Origin of the sequence: Modestobacter italicus (assembly GCF_019799965.1) — a bacterium.
GTDB classification, from domain to species: Bacteria; Actinomycetota; Actinomycetes; order Mycobacteriales; family Geodermatophilaceae; genus Modestobacter; species Modestobacter italicus_A.
This window is the reverse complement of sequence record NZ_JABGCJ010000001.1, coordinates 398267-413196: the sequence shown is the minus strand read 5'-3', so window position 1 is coordinate 413196 and position 14930 is coordinate 398267. Positions and strand designations below refer to the sequence as shown.

The 14930-nt window shown below is 74.7% G+C and carries 17 protein-coding genes and 1 riboswitch; of the genes, 9 read left to right on the top strand and 8 right to left on the bottom strand.

Annotated elements, in window-relative coordinates; all coding sequences use genetic code 11:
- Positions 1 to 69: 69 nt before the first annotated feature.
- The 3 genes from HLA93_RS02070 to HLA93_RS02060 form a co-directional block, all read right to left on the bottom strand.
- A complete protein-coding gene (locus HLA93_RS02070; RefSeq protein WP_222192573.1) occupies positions 70 to 1473 on the bottom strand; it encodes an MFS transporter in 1404 nt (467 codons plus the stop codon).
- 71 nt (positions 1474 to 1544) lie between these two features.
- Entirely contained in the window at positions 1545 to 3134 is a 1590-nt protein-coding gene (locus HLA93_RS02065; protein ID WP_222192571.1) for an alanine/glycine:cation symporter family protein, read from the bottom strand.
- Positions 3134 to 3571: a universal stress protein gene (locus tag HLA93_RS02060; RefSeq protein WP_222192569.1), complete on the bottom strand. Its 438-nt coding sequence runs from the start codon at positions 3569 to 3571 to the stop codon at positions 3134 to 3136. Before HLA93_RS02060 ends, HLA93_RS02065 begins: the two co-directional genes overlap by 1 nt.
- Before the next feature lie 193 nt (positions 3572 to 3764).
- On the opposite strand from HLA93_RS02060, the gene HLA93_RS02055 reads away from it, so the two are divergent.
- Positions 3765 to 4271, top strand: coding sequence for an FKBP-type peptidyl-prolyl cis-trans isomerase (locus tag HLA93_RS02055; protein ID WP_222192567.1), 507 nt, complete (start codon positions 3765 to 3767; stop codon positions 4269 to 4271).
- 13 nt (positions 4272 to 4284) lie between these two features.
- Positions 4285 to 4722, top strand: coding sequence for a VanZ family protein (locus HLA93_RS02050; protein WP_222192565.1), 438 nt, complete (start codon positions 4285 to 4287; stop codon positions 4720 to 4722).
- A gap of 10 nt (positions 4723 to 4732) precedes the next feature.
- On the opposite strand, the gene HLA93_RS02045 is transcribed toward HLA93_RS02050, so the two are convergent.
- Positions 4733 to 4873 carry a hypothetical protein gene (locus tag HLA93_RS02045; RefSeq protein ID WP_222192564.1) on the bottom strand — a complete coding sequence of 47 codons (141 nt, stop codon included), beginning with the start codon at positions 4871 to 4873 and terminating at the stop codon, positions 4733 to 4735.
- Between the two features lie 25 nt (positions 4874 to 4898).
- Between HLA93_RS02045 and HLA93_RS02040 the strand changes: the two genes are divergently transcribed.
- The 5 genes from HLA93_RS02040 to HLA93_RS02020 all read left to right on the top strand — a co-directional run bounded on the left by HLA93_RS02040 (position 4899) and on the right by HLA93_RS02020 (position 10785).
- Positions 4899 to 5306 (top strand): hypothetical protein, encoded by a 408-nt coding sequence (locus HLA93_RS02040; RefSeq protein WP_222192563.1) that lies wholly within the window; start codon positions 4899 to 4901, stop codon positions 5304 to 5306.
- A gap of 61 nt (positions 5307 to 5367) precedes the next feature.
- Positions 5368 to 5435: riboswitch (cobalamin riboswitch) on the top strand.
- A 51-nt stretch (positions 5436 to 5486) separates the two neighbouring features.
- A complete protein-coding gene (cobN, locus tag HLA93_RS02035) occupies positions 5487 to 9110 on the top strand; it encodes a cobaltochelatase subunit CobN (RefSeq protein WP_222192561.1) in 3624 nt (1207 codons plus the stop codon).
- Positions 9111 to 9170: 60 nt separating this feature from the next.
- On the top strand, positions 9171 to 9380 hold the full coding sequence (locus tag HLA93_RS02030; RefSeq protein WP_222192559.1) for a hypothetical protein: 210 nt from the start codon (positions 9171 to 9173) through the stop codon (positions 9378 to 9380).
- Positions 9381 to 9410: 30 nt separating this feature from the next.
- Complete coding sequence (locus tag HLA93_RS02025) at positions 9411 to 10490, top strand: WD40/YVTN/BNR-like repeat-containing protein (RefSeq protein WP_222192553.1); 1080 nt, start codon at positions 9411 to 9413, stop codon at positions 10488 to 10490.
- 10 nt (positions 10491 to 10500) lie between these two features.
- Complete coding sequence (locus HLA93_RS02020) at positions 10501 to 10785, top strand: MoaD/ThiS family protein (protein WP_222192551.1); 285 nt, start codon at positions 10501 to 10503, stop codon at positions 10783 to 10785.
- Positions 10786 to 10788: 3 nt separating this feature from the next.
- On the opposite strand, the gene HLA93_RS02015 is transcribed toward HLA93_RS02020, so the two are convergent.
- From HLA93_RS02015 to HLA93_RS02005, 3 genes are read right to left on the bottom strand one after another with little or no spacing between them, the layout of a single operon-like run.
- Positions 10789 to 11565, bottom strand: a complete 777-nt coding sequence (locus HLA93_RS02015; RefSeq protein WP_222192549.1) for an adenosylcobinamide-GDP ribazoletransferase — start codon at positions 11563 to 11565, stop codon at positions 10789 to 10791.
- Between the two features lie 5 nt (positions 11566 to 11570).
- Entirely contained in the window at positions 11571 to 12134 is a 564-nt protein-coding gene (gene cobU / locus HLA93_RS02010; RefSeq protein WP_222192547.1) for a bifunctional adenosylcobinamide kinase/adenosylcobinamide-phosphate guanylyltransferase, read from the bottom strand.
- Positions 12131 to 12694, bottom strand: coding sequence for a histidine phosphatase family protein (locus tag HLA93_RS02005; protein WP_222192546.1), 564 nt, complete (start codon positions 12692 to 12694; stop codon positions 12131 to 12133). The genes cobU and HLA93_RS02005 overlap by 4 nt, the downstream gene beginning before the upstream one ends.
- Before the next feature lie 101 nt (positions 12695 to 12795).
- On the opposite strand from HLA93_RS02005, the gene HLA93_RS02000 reads away from it, so the two are divergent.
- Positions 12796 to 13188, top strand: a complete 393-nt coding sequence (locus HLA93_RS02000) for a cupin domain-containing protein (protein WP_222192545.1) — start codon at positions 12796 to 12798, stop codon at positions 13186 to 13188.
- 52 nt (positions 13189 to 13240) lie between these two features.
- Positions 13241 to 14038: an oxidoreductase gene (locus HLA93_RS01995; RefSeq protein WP_222192544.1), complete on the top strand. Its 798-nt coding sequence runs from the start codon at positions 13241 to 13243 to the stop codon at positions 14036 to 14038.
- 15 nt (positions 14039 to 14053) lie between these two features.
- Here the strand turns inward: HLA93_RS01995 and HLA93_RS01990 are convergent, their stop codons facing one another.
- Positions 14054 to 14920 carry an HAD family hydrolase gene (locus tag HLA93_RS01990; RefSeq protein WP_222192542.1) on the bottom strand — a complete coding sequence of 289 codons (867 nt, stop codon included), beginning with the start codon at positions 14918 to 14920 and terminating at the stop codon, positions 14054 to 14056.
- Between the last annotated feature and the right edge of the window lie 10 nt (positions 14921 to 14930).

Here is a 14930-nt window from a genome sequence, read left to right as displayed (position 1 = left end):
GACCGCGCGCCGACCCCCGGGTCGACCCTCCCGGCCTGACGTGGAGCCGCGCCGTGACGCGGCTCCACGTCAGGTGGCCCGGGTCAGCCCGTCCGGCTGGCCGGACCGCCGCCGGGACGCCGCGGCGGTGAGGGCGGCGACGACCGCGGTGAGCGCGAGCGCCCCGCCGATCGCCGGCCGGGCCTCGGCGCCGAGGGTGACGGCGAGGGACCAGCTGCCCGCCCCCAGCAGCGAGCCGAACGCCACGGCCGTGGTCTCGGCGAACGCGACGGCGGTGGCGACCGCGGCCACCCGCTCCGGCGGCAGGGCGTCGAAGGACTGGGCGGACAGCCGCGTGTAGGCCAGCCCCATGCCCAGCCCGGCGAGCCCCCAGGCGCCGACCAGCAGGACCAGCGCCCAGGTGCCGGTCAGCAACCCGGTCTGGGACAGCGCCGCCGCGACCAGGGCCGGGCAGAGCAACGCCGTCCCGAGGGTGGCCGGGTCGGGGCGTCGTCCCGGTCGGGGCGGCCGCGCGCCGGCCACCGACCAGGCGACCAGCCCGGCGGTGATCGCCACCGAGGTCGCTGTGACCCCGCGGCCCAGCCCCTCCGCCACGGCGAGCGGCACGAGGCCGTCGGCGGCGAAGAAGGCGACCACCAGGCCGGTGAAGCACAGCAGCACCCGGGTGCGCGGCCGGTCTCCGGTCGTCGCCCGGGACACCACCCGCGCGCTGCCGGCAGCGGCCAGGAGCAGGCCGCCGGCCAGCAGCGGTGCGCCCCAGGTCCCGCTGCCGCTGGCGGCCGTGGCGAGCACCAGGCCGGCCACCACGAGCAGCCCCGCGCTGACCGCCACGGTCCGGCGCCCGGTCTGCCAGGGCACCAGGTCGACGTCCCGGCCCATCAGCACCCGGGCCACCACGACCACGGCGGCCGGCCAGGCCATCGCCCACCGCCAGTCGCTGGCCGCGGCAATCGCCCCGTTCAGCGCCGGGCCCACCAGGGAGGGCAGCAGCCAGACCAGGGAGAACAGGCCCATGACGCGCGGACGCAGCGCGTCGTCGTAGAGGCCGCCGATGGCGCTCAGCCCGAAGGCGACCAGCAGGCCCCCGGCCAGCCCGCGCAGCGCGCTGCCCGCCAGCAGCCAGCCCATCGCCGGTGCGGTGGCGGCCAGCAGCACCCCGACGACGTAGACGGCCGTGGCGACCAGCAGGGTGGCCCGGGGGCTGAGCCGGGCGGTGAGCCCGGGGCCGGCGGCCAGCGCGAGCACGGTGACCAGCGTCCCGGCCGCCAGGGTCGCGCCGTAGAGCCGGCTGCCGTCAAGCTCGCGGGAGGCGAGCGGGAGCACGGTGGCGTAGGCGATGCCCTGCACCGCGGCGGCGAACTCGGCCAGCAGCAGCGCGACCAGCAGTCGCCCGCGACGGCCGGCGAAGACCGCGCGCAGCGAGGTGTCCGGATCGGTCGCCGGCGCTGCCGCGTCACGGTCCTCGGTGGTCACCGGCGCAGTGAACCGGCTCGAGGGGGCTGGAGGTCAACCGTGCCCGCGGCGCGTCACCGGGGACCTGACGGTCAGCGCGGGTCGGCGGTCGGGGGCGGGGTCGGGTTCGTGCCGTCGAGCCCGGTGCTGGCGGCGGTGCTGCCCCCGGCCGCGGGCTGGGTGACGCCCCGCTCCGCGAGCGGCAGCACCTTGCCCTCGGCCAGGCGCTTGCGGTAGCCGAACAGCTCCCGCTTCACCACCCCGGCCATGATGTAGAGCCCGATGATGTTCGCCAGCGACATCGCGAAGATCATGCTGTCGGAGAAGCCGATCACCGCGTCCAGCGTGGACGAGGCGCCGATGACCACGAACACGCAGAAGATCACCTTCCACGTCCGGTCGACGACCATCGACTCGCCGAACAGGTAGGTCGCCGCCTTCAGCCCGTAGTAGCTCCAGGCCAGCATCGTGGAGTAGGCGAAGAGGACCACCGCGAGGGCGAGCACGTAGGGGAACCAGGAGGCGACGGTCTCGAACGCCGCCGACGTCGTCTGCACGCCCGGGGCGCTGGAGTCGTCGGCGTAGGTGCCGGTGATCACGATGGCCAGCGCCGTCATGGTGCAGATGACGACGGTGTCGACGAAGGGCTCCAGGACGGCGACGTGCCCCTCCGTCGCCGGCTCGTGGGTCTTCACCGCCGAGTGCGCGATGGCCGCGGACCCCAGCCCGGCCTCGTTGCTGAACGCCGCCCGGCGGAAGCCCTGGATGAGCACGCCGACGATGCCGCCGAGGCCGGCCTCCGGGCTGAACGCCTCGGTGACGATCTCGCCGAGCGCCCCGGGGACCTCGGAGAGGTTGGCGACCAGCACGGCCAGGCAGGCCACCACGTAGAAGACCGCCATGAACGGGACGATCTTGTCGGTGACCCGGGCGATGCTGCGGATGCCGCCGATGATCACCGCGCCGACCAGCAGGGCGAGCACCAGGCCGAAGACGGCGCCGGCGGCGCCGAAGCCGAGCAGACCGTCCTCGCCGCCGGTCACCGACCGGGCCTGGCTGAACGCCTGGTTGGACTGGAACATGTTGCCGCCACCGACCGCCCCGCCGAGGGTGAAGATGCAGAACGCGATGGCCAGGACCTTGCCGAGGGTGCCCATGCCCTTCTCGGCCAGGCCCTTGCTCAGGTAGTACATCGGTCCGCCGGACACGCGGCCGTCGGGGTAGACGTTGCGGTACTTGACGCCGAGGGTGCACTCCACGCCCTTGGTGCACATGCCCACCAGCCCGGCGACGATCATCCACAGCGTGGCGCCCGGCCCGCCGAGGGAGATGGCGACGGCGACCCCGGCGATGTTGCCCAGCCCGACGGTGCCCGACACGGCGGTCGCCAGCGCCTGGAAGTGGGTGACCTCCCCGGCGTCCTCGGGGTCGTTGTAGTCGCCCTTGACCAGCTTGATCGCGTGGCCGAAGGCGCGGAACTGGAAGCCGCGCAGGTAGATGGTGAAGAAGATCCCGGCCACCACCAGCCAGACGACGATCAGCGGCAGCTCGACGCCCTCGTCGATGAAGTCCAGCGGGACGGCGAAGAAGACGATGCCGGTGATGACCTCCGAGATCGGCGCGAAGACGTTGTCGACCTGCTCGTCGAACGAGGCGGCCAGGACGTTCACGGACGAGGTCATCACGGCACCACCAGGACGGGGACGGGGGAGAGCTGGATGAGGCTGCTGGGGGTGGAGCCGAAGAGCAGCGTCCGGACCCGGCTCTGGCCGATGCGGCCGACGATGATCCAGACCGCGTCGTGTTCGCGGGCCAGGGAGACGAGCGTCTCGGCCGGGTGACCGTGCCGGACGACGCCCTCCATCTCGACGTCGCTGCTGGCCGAGAGTCGGGCGAGGGCCGGGTCGAGCACCCGCTCGCGCGCCGCCCTGGCCTCCCGTTCCTTCTCGATCGACCGCCGCTCGTTCTCCTCAGCGCTGGTGAACGCGTACGGCGACCAGGGGACGACGCAGGCCAGCACGAGCCGCAGGTGGTGGTGCCGGGCCGCGTCGGCCGCGGCGTCCGCCGCCCGCCCGCTCGCCTCGCTGCCGTCGAGCCCGACGATGATCGAAGCGGACATCGGGTGACCCCCAGCCGTCGAGGACGTTGCGGGAAAGCTAGTGGCTCCCATGGGTGCCCGCACCCCGAGCGCCCCTCCGTCACCGGACCGACACCTCCCCACGGCCGGTGCCCGGCGGCGGCTGCGCGGCCTACGTAGCGTGGTGGTCCCCGCAGTCACCGATCCGAGCTCCTGCTCGGTCACGAGGAGCTCGATGAACCGCCGCACCGTCCGACGCACGCTGGTCGCCGTCCCGCTGTCGATCGCCCTGTCGCTGCCGCTCGCCGCCTGCGGCAGCAGCGAGACGGCCGGCTCGGCGGTGGCTGCCGAGGTGTCCGCGGACCTGGGCGTGCAGCCCGAGTTGCCGCCGACGGACGAGTCGGCCCCGGAGGAGCTGGTCACCGACGACGTCGTCGTCGGCGACGGGGCCGAGGCGGTCGAGGGGACGACGGTCGCGGTGAAGTACGTCGGCGCCTTCTACGAGACCGGCGAGGAGTTCGACTCCTCGTGGAGCCGCGGGGAGGACGAGGTGCTGACGGTGACCCTCGGCGCCGGTCAGGTCATCCCCGGCTTCGATCAGGGGGTCACCGGCATGCAGGTGGGCGGCCGGCGGGTGGTCACCATCCCCAGCGACCTGGGCTACGGCCCGACCGGTCAGGGGCCGATCCCAGGTGACGCGACGCTGGTCTTCGTGATCGACCTCGTCGAGGTCAGCGCCTGACGGTGAGCCGGACGTGACCGGCCGACCCGACCCGCCCGGCCGGGCGCAACGGTGGTCGCGCGCCCTGCTCGCGGCCTACCTGCTGGCCGGGGCGTGGCTGACCCTGCGCCCCTCGCCGATGGGGCGGGTGTCGCGCCCGGTCATCCGGGCCGTGCACGACCTCAGTGGTCTGTCCTGGCAGGTCAGCGGCCGGCTGGCCGAGCGGGGCGGCAACGTGTTGTTGTTCGTCCCGCTCGGCCTGCTGCTGTGCTGGGCGCTGCCGCGGCTGCGCCGGCGCACGGTCTGGTCGCTGTGCGTCGCGGCGTCGGTGGGCATCGAGGTGACCCAGTACCTGTTCCTGCCGGCCCGGTACCCCTCGCTGGTGGACATCGCCACGAACAGCACCGGCGCGGCCGTCGGCGTCGGCCTGCACTGGCTGCTCACCCGCCGGCGCACCACGCCCACCGACTGAGCCGCGCGGATCACGTCCAGCCCGATGGTCGTCTTCGGTCGACCTCGTCGGCGTCCCAGCTGAGGGAGTCGCCCGGACGCAGCTCCAGCGCCTCGAGCACCGGGTGCGCCAGCAGCTCGTCGATCAGGGCGCAGCTGCCGCCGACCAGCATCGAGTCCGGGTGGGAGGCTCGCCCGATGTCGAACCCGTCCAGCGGCTTCGCCGTCCGCGTCGAGCACCTGCCGGACCGGCGGTACCGGCTCTGGCTCCAGTTGCCCGGTGGTCCCCTCGACCTGGGGATCTCCGAGCGGACGAGGGACATCGGCCCCGACGTCCAGCAGCGGGTGGCGGCACACGCCGGGATCCCGCCGGACCAGCTGGGCGCGGTGGACATCGACCTGCCTGCGCCGCCGTACGCCCGCACGGGGCAGCCGGTGCTCGCCTACGAGGACGACGGGCGGTGGCTGCCGGCCTACGTCGTCCTGTACGCCCAGGGCGGTTTCCACCTGGACACCCCGGAGGGGATCGGCATCTACCCGCCCGAGGAGATCGACTTCGATCCGCCGGCCGAGGCGATGACCTACCTGGGGCGCCACCGCGAGTGACTGCCGCGGCGCTGGGGCCGCAGACGGGCGGTAGCGTTCGCGGCAACCACGGCAGTGCAGCGAGGAAGCCGGTGCGAACCCGGCGCGGTCCCGCCACTGTGAGCCTCACCTGGGGCGAGCCAGACACTCCGGCTGCCGTGCCCGACGACCCGGGGCGCGGACCCCGAGGGAGGCACTGCCTTGAGCTCACGCACCTTCACCCTGCTCTCCACCTCCGACACCGACCTGCTCTCGGCCCGGTCCAGCTCGGCCGAGTGGCGGCTGGGCAACCCGGCCCGGCTCGGTGCGGAGGGGATGGTCGCGCTGGCGGCCGGCAGCGACCTGGTCGTCGTCCGGATCCTCGGCGTGCGCCGGCAGTACGAGGAGATGCTCGCCCCGCTGCTCGCCGGGCCTGCGCCGGTCGTCGTCCTGGGTGGGGAGAACGTGCCCGACGCCGAGCTGATGGAGCTCTCGACCGTGCCGATGGGCGTGGCCACCGAGGCACACGGCTACCTGGCGCAGGGCGGCCCGGACAACCTCGAGCAGCTGCACCGCTTCCTCGGCGACACCGTGCTGCTGGAGGGCGAGGGCTTCGAGGCGCCGTCGGTCGCGCCGGAGTGGGGCGTGCTGGAGCGCTCGCCGCGCACGACCGAGGGCCCCACCGTCGCCGTCCTGTACTACCGGGCGCACCACCTGTCCGGGAACACCGGCTTCGTCGAGGCGCTGTGCACCGCGATCGAGGACGCCGGCGGCCGCGCGCTGCCGGTGTTCACCGCCTCGCTGCGCACCGTCGAGCCGGGCCTGGTCGAGCTGTTGCGCACCGCCGACGCGCTCGTCGTGACCGTGCTCGCCGCCGGCGGCTCCAAGCCGGCCACCGCCCAGGCCGGCGGGGACGACGGCGCCTGGGACGTCGGTGAGCTCGCTGAGCTGGACGTCCCGGTCGTCCAGGGCCTGTGCCTGACCTCGAGCCGCGCCGACTGGGCGGCCAACGACGACGGGCTGTCCCCGCTCGACGTGGGCAACCAGGTCGCCATCCCGGAGTTCGACGGCCGGCTGATCAGCGTGCCGTTCTCCTTCAAGGAGGTCGACGCCGACGGGCTGACCTCCTACGTCGCCGACCCCGAGCGGGCCGCCCGGGTCGCCGGCACCGCCGTGGCGCACGCCCGGCTGCGGCACACCCCGCCCGCCGAGCGCCGGATCGTGGTGATGCTGAGCGCCTACCCGACCAAGCACGCCCGGATCGGCAACGCCGTCGGCCTGGACACCCCCGCCTCGGTGGTGCGGCTGCTCGCGGCCATGCACGGCCAGGGCTACGACATCGGCCCGTTCGACGGCGAGGGTGCGCTGCCCGGCGTCGCCGAGCTGGACGGCGACGCGCTGGTGCACGCGCTCATCGCCGCCGGTGGCCAGGACGAGAACTGGCTCACCGAGGAGCAGCTGAGCGGCAACCCGGTGCGGATCAGCGCTGCCGAGTACCGCCGGCACTTCGACACCCTCCCCGCCGAGCTGCGCGAGGCGATGGTCGAGCACTGGGGCGAGGCGCCGGGTTCGCTGTTCGTCGACGACGACCACATCGTCTTCGCCGCACTGCGCGCCGGCAACGTCGTCGTCATGGTCCAGCCGCCCCGCGGCTTCGGGGAGAACCCGATCGCGATCTACCACGACCCGGACCTGCCGCCGTCCCACCACTACCTGGCCGCCTACTGGTGGCTGCGCAGCGTCTTCGGGGCGCACGCGATGGTGCACGTGGGCAAGCACGGCAACCTGGAGTGGCTGCCCGGCAAGACCGTCGGGATGTCCGCGGCCTGCGGCACCGATGCCGCGATCGGCGACCTGCCGCTGGTCTACCCGTTCCTGGTCAACGACCCGGGCGAGGGCACCCAGGCCAAGCGCCGGGCGCATGCCACGCTGGTCGACCACATGGTGCCGCCGATGGCCCGGGCCGACTCCTACGGCGACATCGCCCGGCTGGAGCAGCTGCTCGACGAGCACGCCAACATCGCCGCGATGGACCCGGCGAAGCTGCCCGCCGTCCGGCAGCAGATCTGGACGCTGCTGCAGGCCGCGAAGCTCGACCACGACCTGGGGCTGAACGAGCGGCCCGAGGACGACCACTTCGACGAGATGATCCTGCACGTCGACGGCTGGCTCTGCGAGATCAAGGACTCCCAGATCCGCGACGGCCTGCACGTGCTCGGCACCCCGCCGTCCGGGCAGGACCGCATCGACCTGGTGCTGGCGATGCTGCGGGCCCGGCAGATCTGGGGCGGTGCGGTGGCGCTGCCCGGGCTGCGGCAGGCGCTCGGCCTCACCGAGGACGGCACCGCCGGGCTCAAGGAGACCGACCGGGTCGAGGCGCTCGCCGAGGCGCTGGTGACCGGCATGGAGGCGCGCGGCTGGACCGCCACCGCGATCACCGACGTCGTCACCGGGGTGCTCGGCACCGCCGACGCCGACGTCGAGGCCGTGCTGCGGTTCGCCGCCGAGGAGGTGGTGCCGCGGCTGGAGCGCACCACCGACGAGCTGGACATGACCCTGCACGCCCTGGACGGCGGCTACGTGCCGGCCGGGCCGTCGGGCTCCCCGCTGCGCGGGCTGGTCAACGTGCTGCCGACCGGCCGCAACTTCTACTCCGTCGACCCGCGGGCGATCCCGTCCCGGCTGGCCTGGGAGACCGGGTCGGCGATGGCCGAGTCGCTGGTCGACCGGTACCGGGCCGACCACGACGGCCAGTTCCCGCCCTCGGTCGGGCTCTCGGTGTGGGGCACCTCGGCCATGCGCACCGCCGGGGACGACGTCGCCGAGGTGCTCGCGCTGCTCGGCGTCCGCCCGGTCTGGGACGACGCCTCCCGGCGGGTCACCGGGCTGGAGCCGATCGACCCGGCCGAGCTGGGCCGGCCGCGGATCGACGTCACCGTGCGGATCTCCGGCTTCTTCCGGGACGCCTTCCCGCACGTGGTGACCATGCTGGACGACGCCGTCACCCTGGTGGCGGGGTTGTCCGAGACGCCTGAGCAGAACTTCGTGAAGGCCCACGTGGACGCCGACGAGGCGACCCACGGGGACCGCCGCCGGGCCACCACCCGGGTGTTCGGCTCCAAGCCGGGCGCGTACGGAGCCGGGCTGCTGTCGCTGATCGACTCCCGCGACTGGCGCGGGGACGCCGACCTGGCCGAGGTCTACGCGGTGTGGGGCGGCTACGCCTACGGCCGCGACCTGGACGGCGTGCAGGCCCGCCCGGACATGGAGGCGGCCTACAAGCGGATCGCGGTCGCGGCGAAGAACATCGACACCCGCGAGCACGACATCGCCGACTCCGACGACTACTTCCAGTACCACGGCGGCATGGTCGCCACGGTGCGCGCGCTCACCGGCTCCTCGCCGGAGGCCTACATCGGCGACTCCACCCGGCCCGAGCAGGTGCGGACCCGGTCGCTGGTCGAGGAGACCTCCCGGGTGTTCCGCGCCCGGGTGGTCAACCCCAAGTGGCTGGCCGCGATGCGCCGGCACGGCTACAAGGGCGCCTTCGAGCTGGCCGCCACCGTCGACTACCTGTTCGGCTACGACGCCACCACCGGCGTGGTCGCCGACTGGATGTACGAGAAGCTCGCCCAGACCTACGTGCTCGACCCGGAGAACCGGGAGTTCATGGAGAAGTCGAACCCCTGGGCACTGCACGGCATCGCCGAGCGGCTGCTGGAGGCCGTCGACCGGAAGATGTGGGCCGAGCCGGATCCGGCGCTGCTGGCCGAGCTGCAGCAGGCGTACCTGGACACCGAGGGCGACCTGGAGGGCGGGGAGACCCCGGCCCAGGCCCAGGCCTGACCTCGCCCGGCTTCTCCGACGGCCGCTGACACCCGGCTCGGCCGGTGGCATGGTGGGGCCATGGCTGGGAACCGGCAGCTCGTCCAACGTGCGGCGGCTCGCGAGACAGCAGTACAGGTGTGCCTGGTCCTGGCGATGTTCGTCGTCGTGTACCTCGTCCAGGAGGTCGTCTACCGGGCCACCGACTGGCCGCGGTTGTGGATCCTGCTGGTGCTCTACTCGCTCGGCTGGGCCGGTGTCGCCGCGGTGAACCGGGCCCGCCGCCGATGAGTTCGCCGGCAGCCGGCGGTCTGTCATGGCATGACCACCACGCTGCTGGCGATCGGCACCCGCAAGGGGCTCTGGCTCGCGACGAGTGAGGACCGGGGCAGCTGGTCGCTCTCCGCACCGCACTTCCTGATGACCGAGGTGCCGAGCATCGGCATCGACACCCGCGCCGGCCGCACCCGGCTGATGATCGGCGTCCGGTCGGAGCACTTCGGCCCGACGGTCGTGCACTCCGACGACCTGGGCGTCACCTGGACCGAGCCGGCCGACGGGGCGATCCGCTTCCCGGCTGACACCGGCGCCGCCGTCGAGCGGATCTGGCAGCTGCGCCCGGACGCCGACGACCGGCCCGGGGTGGTGTGGGCCGGTTGCGAGCCGATCTCGGTGTGGCGCTCGGACGACGGCGGCGAGCACTTCGAGCTGTGCCGGGGGCTGTGGGACCACCCGCACCGCGCCGAGTGGGGCGCCGGCTACGGCGGGGCGGCCGCGCACTCCGTCGTCCCGGGGCCCGGCGGCACGGTGCACGTGGCGATGAGCACCGGCGGGGTCTACCGGACCCGGGACGGCGGGGCGTCCTGGCAGCCGCGCAACACCGGCATCTCCGCCTACTTCCTGCCCGGCCCGGCGCCGGAGTTCGGTCAGTGCGTGCACAAGATCGCCCGGGACGCCGCCGACCCGCGGCGGCTGTACGCGCAGAACCACCACGGCGTGCACCGGTCGGACGACGACGGCGACACCTGGACCTCGATCGCCGACGGGCTGCCCTCGGACTTCGGTTTCGTGATGCTGGCCGACCCCCGCCGGGGCGGGCGGATCTGGGTGGTCCCGCTGGTCGCCGACGGTCAGCGCATCCCGCCGGACGGGCGGCTGGCGGTGCACCGCAGCGACGACGCGGGCGGGACCTGGCAGCGGCTGGCCGACGGGCTGCCGACCGACGAGTACAACGCGGTGCTGCGGGACGCCGCCTGCGTCGACGCCGGCGACCCGGTGGGCGTCTACGTCGGCACCCGCGGCGGGGAGGTCCACGCCAGCGCCGACGCGGGGAAGTCGTTCACCCAGGTCGCCGGCCACCTGCCCGACGTGCTCTGCGTGCGGGCCGCGGTGCTGTCGTGAGGTGGCTGCCGTGACCGTGCGGGTGCTGCTGCCCCGCATGCTGGCCGACTGCACCGGCGGCCGGACGTCGGTGTCGCTCGACCTCATCGACGGCGCCACCGTGTGCGCGGTGCTCGACGCGCTGGCCGCCGAGCACCCGGTGTTCGACCGTCGGGTGCGCGACGAGACCGGCGCGCTGCGCCGCTTCGTGAACGTCTACGTCGACGGCGACGAGGTGCGCCGCCTGGCCGGGCTGGCCACGCCGGTGCCCGCCGGAGCCGAGGTGATGGTCGTGCAGTCCGTCGCCGGGGGCTGAGCGTCAGCCGAGCAGCACTGCGGCGGTGAGCAGGGTGACCGCGGCGGCCACCTCGCCCATCGCGCCCATCACGTCGCCGTTGACCCCGCCCAGCCGGGCGACGGCGCGGGCGAACAGCGCCTCGGAGGTACCCAGCCCCGCCGCGACGGCGGCGGCCAGCACCAGCGCGGCGGTCGGGCCGTCGGAGCCGATCAGCAGGGCGGCGCCCGCAGCTGCGGCCACGGTGAGCAGGGCGCAGGCGGCCAGCCAGGCGCGGGAGACGGTGCCGGCCACGGCCTGGCCGAGTGAGGAGCCCTCGGCGATCGGCACCCCCGGCAGGCCGGTGCGGGCCATCGCCAGCCGGGCGGTCACGACCGCCGCCGGCAGGGCGAGCCAGCCGCCGTCCACGGTGAGCAGCTGCGCCAGGCAGGCGACCTGCAGGAGGAGCGCCAGCACGAGCGTGACCACGCCGAAGGGCCCGACGTCGCCGGCGCGCATCACCTGCAGCGCCCGTTCCCGGCCGCGCAGCGGACCCAGCCCGTCGGCGGTGTCGGCCAGCCCGTCCAGGTGCAGTCCGCGGGTCAGCCAGGCCAGCACCGCTGCCCCGAGGACGGCGCCCACCAGCGGGCTCGCGGCGCGGCCGGCGGCCCAGGCGACCGCGGTGGCCACCGCGCCGAGCACCAGCCCGACCAGTGGCGCCCAGGGCAGCACCCCGCGGGCGGAGGCGGCGGCCGGCACCCGCAGGCTGGTCAGCAGCGCGAACGACTCCGCGGGCCCGGCCCACCGGGACCGCTCCGGCACCTGGCTCACCGCAGCCGCTGGGGCAGCCCGGCGACGACGAACCACACCTCGTCGGCGGTCGCGGCCAGCCGCTGGTTCACCGTGCCCAGGGTGTCCCGGAACAGCCGCCCGGCCCGGGTCTCGGGCACCACGCCCAGCCCGACCTCGTCGCTGACCGCGATCACGTGCGCCGGCGTCATCACCCAGTTGTCGACCAGGGCGTCACAGCGGGCGGCGAGCCGGTCGCGGGCCGCGGCGGCGTCGGTGGGAGAGCCCGCGGCGTGCGCGCCGGTGGTGTCCAGGGTGTCCCAGATGCCGGTCTCGTCCATCAACGCGGCCACCCAGGTCGTGACGCTGTCCACGAGCACCGCGCCGGCCCGGATCAGCTCCGACGGCGCCGTCGTCTCCAGCGTCGTCCACCCGGCGGGGCGGCGGGCCCGGTGGGCGGCGACCCGGGCGGCCCACTCGGCGTCGGCGTCGTCGACCCGGGAGGTGGCCAGGTAGGTGACCTCGGTCCAGCTCTCCAGCAGCTGCTCGGCGTGCGCGGACTTGCCCGACCGGGAACCGCCGAGCACCAGCACGCGGGTCACGGGAGCACCAGCCTCGTCACCGTGCCGTTGTGCGGCGTCACGCCCGGCAGCTGGTCCGGGCCGAGCCCGGCGACGACCGCCTGGGCGGCGCGGATGGTGTCGCCGTGGGTGACCAGCGCGACGACGTCGGCCGGCGGGTCGGCGCGCAGGCCCTGCAGGTAGCCGGCGACCCGGGCGTGCAGCGCGGCGAGGCTCTCCCCGCCCTCGGCCGACCAGTGCGGGTCGGTCCAGTCGACGAGGTCCCACAGCTCGCGCGAGGGCCGGCCCTCCAGCACGCCGTAGCCCTGCTCGCGCAGCGCCGGGGTGGTGGACAGGGTCAGCCCGGTGGCGGCGGCGCAGTGCTCGGCGGTCTGCACGGCCCGCAGCAGGTCGCTGGAGACCAGGGCACCCGGGCCGGCGCCGTTGCGGGTGAGCGCGGCCAGCTCGGCCGCGGCCTGCGCCGCCTGGCAGTGGCCGAGCTCGGTGAGCGGCACGTGCGCGGTCTGCCCCTGCATCAGCCCGGCGGCGTTCCACTCGCTCTGTCCGTGCCGGACGAGGAGGAGGGTGAGCGGGCCGGTCATCGCCAGGCAGCCTAGGCGGCGGGCCGGCAGCTGCCCGCCGAGGGCCGATCCCGGTCAGGAACGTCAAAGCAGGCGGACGTGCGGGGGAGGAGGGTGGCGGGATGACGACACCCGCCCCGGTGAACCTGACCGACGCCCTGGCCACCTTCGACGAGGTCTACAGCCCACGCATCGTGGCCCGGGTCAACGACTACGACGTCCGGATCGCGCACACGGCGGGCGAGCACGTCTGGCACGTGCACGAGGCCACCGACGAGTTCTTCCTCGTCCTGGACGGCCGGTTCGACGTGGCCCTGCGCGACCCCGACGGCACCGAGACCACCGTCCAGTTGCACCGGGGCGACACGTTCGTGGTGCCGCGCGGCACCGAGCACAAGCCGTCCTCGCCCGGCGGCGCGATCCTGATGTTCGAGCCGACCGGCACGGTGACCACCGGGGACACCGACGTCACCGTCCCCGCGCACGTGGACCGGACCACCGGCCACCAGCTCTGAGCGCCGGTGGGCGGTCGACGACCAGCCGGGCGCGGCTCGTACCGTCGCAGGCGTGACGATCCCGCTGCGCCCCGGCGCCGGCCGGGCCCCCCGGCCCGCCGCCCGCCCGACCGGCCCCGACCCGCTCGCGCCGCTGATGGAGCTGTCCGGGGTCGCCGAGGCCGCCGAGGGGGCCCGCGCCGCCGTCGACAGGCTGCTCGGGCACAAGGTGCTCCGCCGGGAGTCCGCCGGGGTCAGCGCCGAGTCGGCGCTGCGTGGCGCCCGCGCGTCGGCCGCACTGCAGGGGGTGGACCTGCCGCTGGGTCAGCTGCGGTCCGGTGAGGTGAGGGACCCCGTCGTCCAGGGGGCGCTCCGGGTCTCGGTGGGGCTCGGCTCGATGGTGGAGACCTGGGAGCGGGCGCCGGGGCAGGTGCTCGCCCGGCTGCACGTGCTGGCAGCCACCGACCTCGCCGACCCCGCAGACCTGGGGCGACCGAACGGTGCGGCCGGGTCACGGCTGGGCGGGCTCTTCTCGATCATCACCGGGGCCACCACGGTGCCGGCGGTGGTGGTCGCCGGCGTCGTCCACGGCGAGCTGGCTGCGCTGGCCCCCTTCGGCGTGCAGGACGGCGTGGTCGCCCGCGCCGCCGGCCGGCTGGTCGGGATCACCCGGGGCCTGGACCCCAAGGCCGTGTCGGTGCCCGAGGTCGGGTTCGCCGAACTGGGCGCGGACGCCTACGGCGCGGCGCTGGAGGGCTACCGCTCCGGTGGCCCCGCCGGGGTGGCCGGGTGGCTGGTGCACTGCTGCCGGGCGACCGAGCACGGCGCCACCGAGGGCCTGGCGATCTGCGAGAGCCTGCTCCGCGGCTGAGCCCTCGGGCGCCGGTCAGGCGCCCCGGGGGCGCCGACGTCCGATCGGGGGAACCGGAGCGGGCAGCGCGACGGCCGCGACCACGCCGCCGGCGGGCGTCCGCAGGGCGCGTCGCCGGGCGTACCAGGCGATCCCGGCGACGGCCGCGCCCACGCCCATCGCGGTGCCGGTGACCACGGGAGTCCGAGCCGCTGCCGAGCGGGACCGCAGCGTCACCGGGCGGGTGAACTCCAGCACCGGCCAGCCCCGCTCGGCGGCGGCCTTGCGCAGGCCCCGGTCGGGGTTGACCGCCGTGGGGTGGCCGACCGCCTCCAGCATCGGCAGATCGGTGACCGAGTCGCTGTAGGCGAAGCAGTCGGCCAGGTCCCAGCCCTGCTCGGCCGCGAGGTCCCGCATCGCGGTGGCCTTGTTCTCGCCGTAGGCGTAGAACTCGATCTCGCCGGTGTACTGCCCGTCGCGGGTGACCATCCGGGTGGCCACCACGCGGTCGACGCCGAGCATCTCGCCGATCGGCTCGACCATCTCCGCACCGCTGCTGGAGACGATCACCACCGCACGGCCTGCGGCCCGGTGCGCCTCGATGACGTCGGCGGCCTCGTCGTAGATCAGCGGGTCGACGATCTCGTGCAGCGTCTCCCGGACGATCTCGTGCACCACGGCGACGTCCCAGCCGGTGGTCATCGCGGTGATCTGGCGGCGCATCCGCTCCATCTGGTCGGCGTCGGCGCCGGCGAGGGAGAAGACGAACTGCGCGTAGGCGCCCTTGAGGACGGCCCGTCGGTTGATCAGCCCACCCTGGAAGAAGGGTCGTCCGAAGGCCAGGGTGCTGGACTTCGCGATGACCGTCTTGTCCAGGTCGAAGAACGCCGCAGCGCGGGTCATGTCCCACACG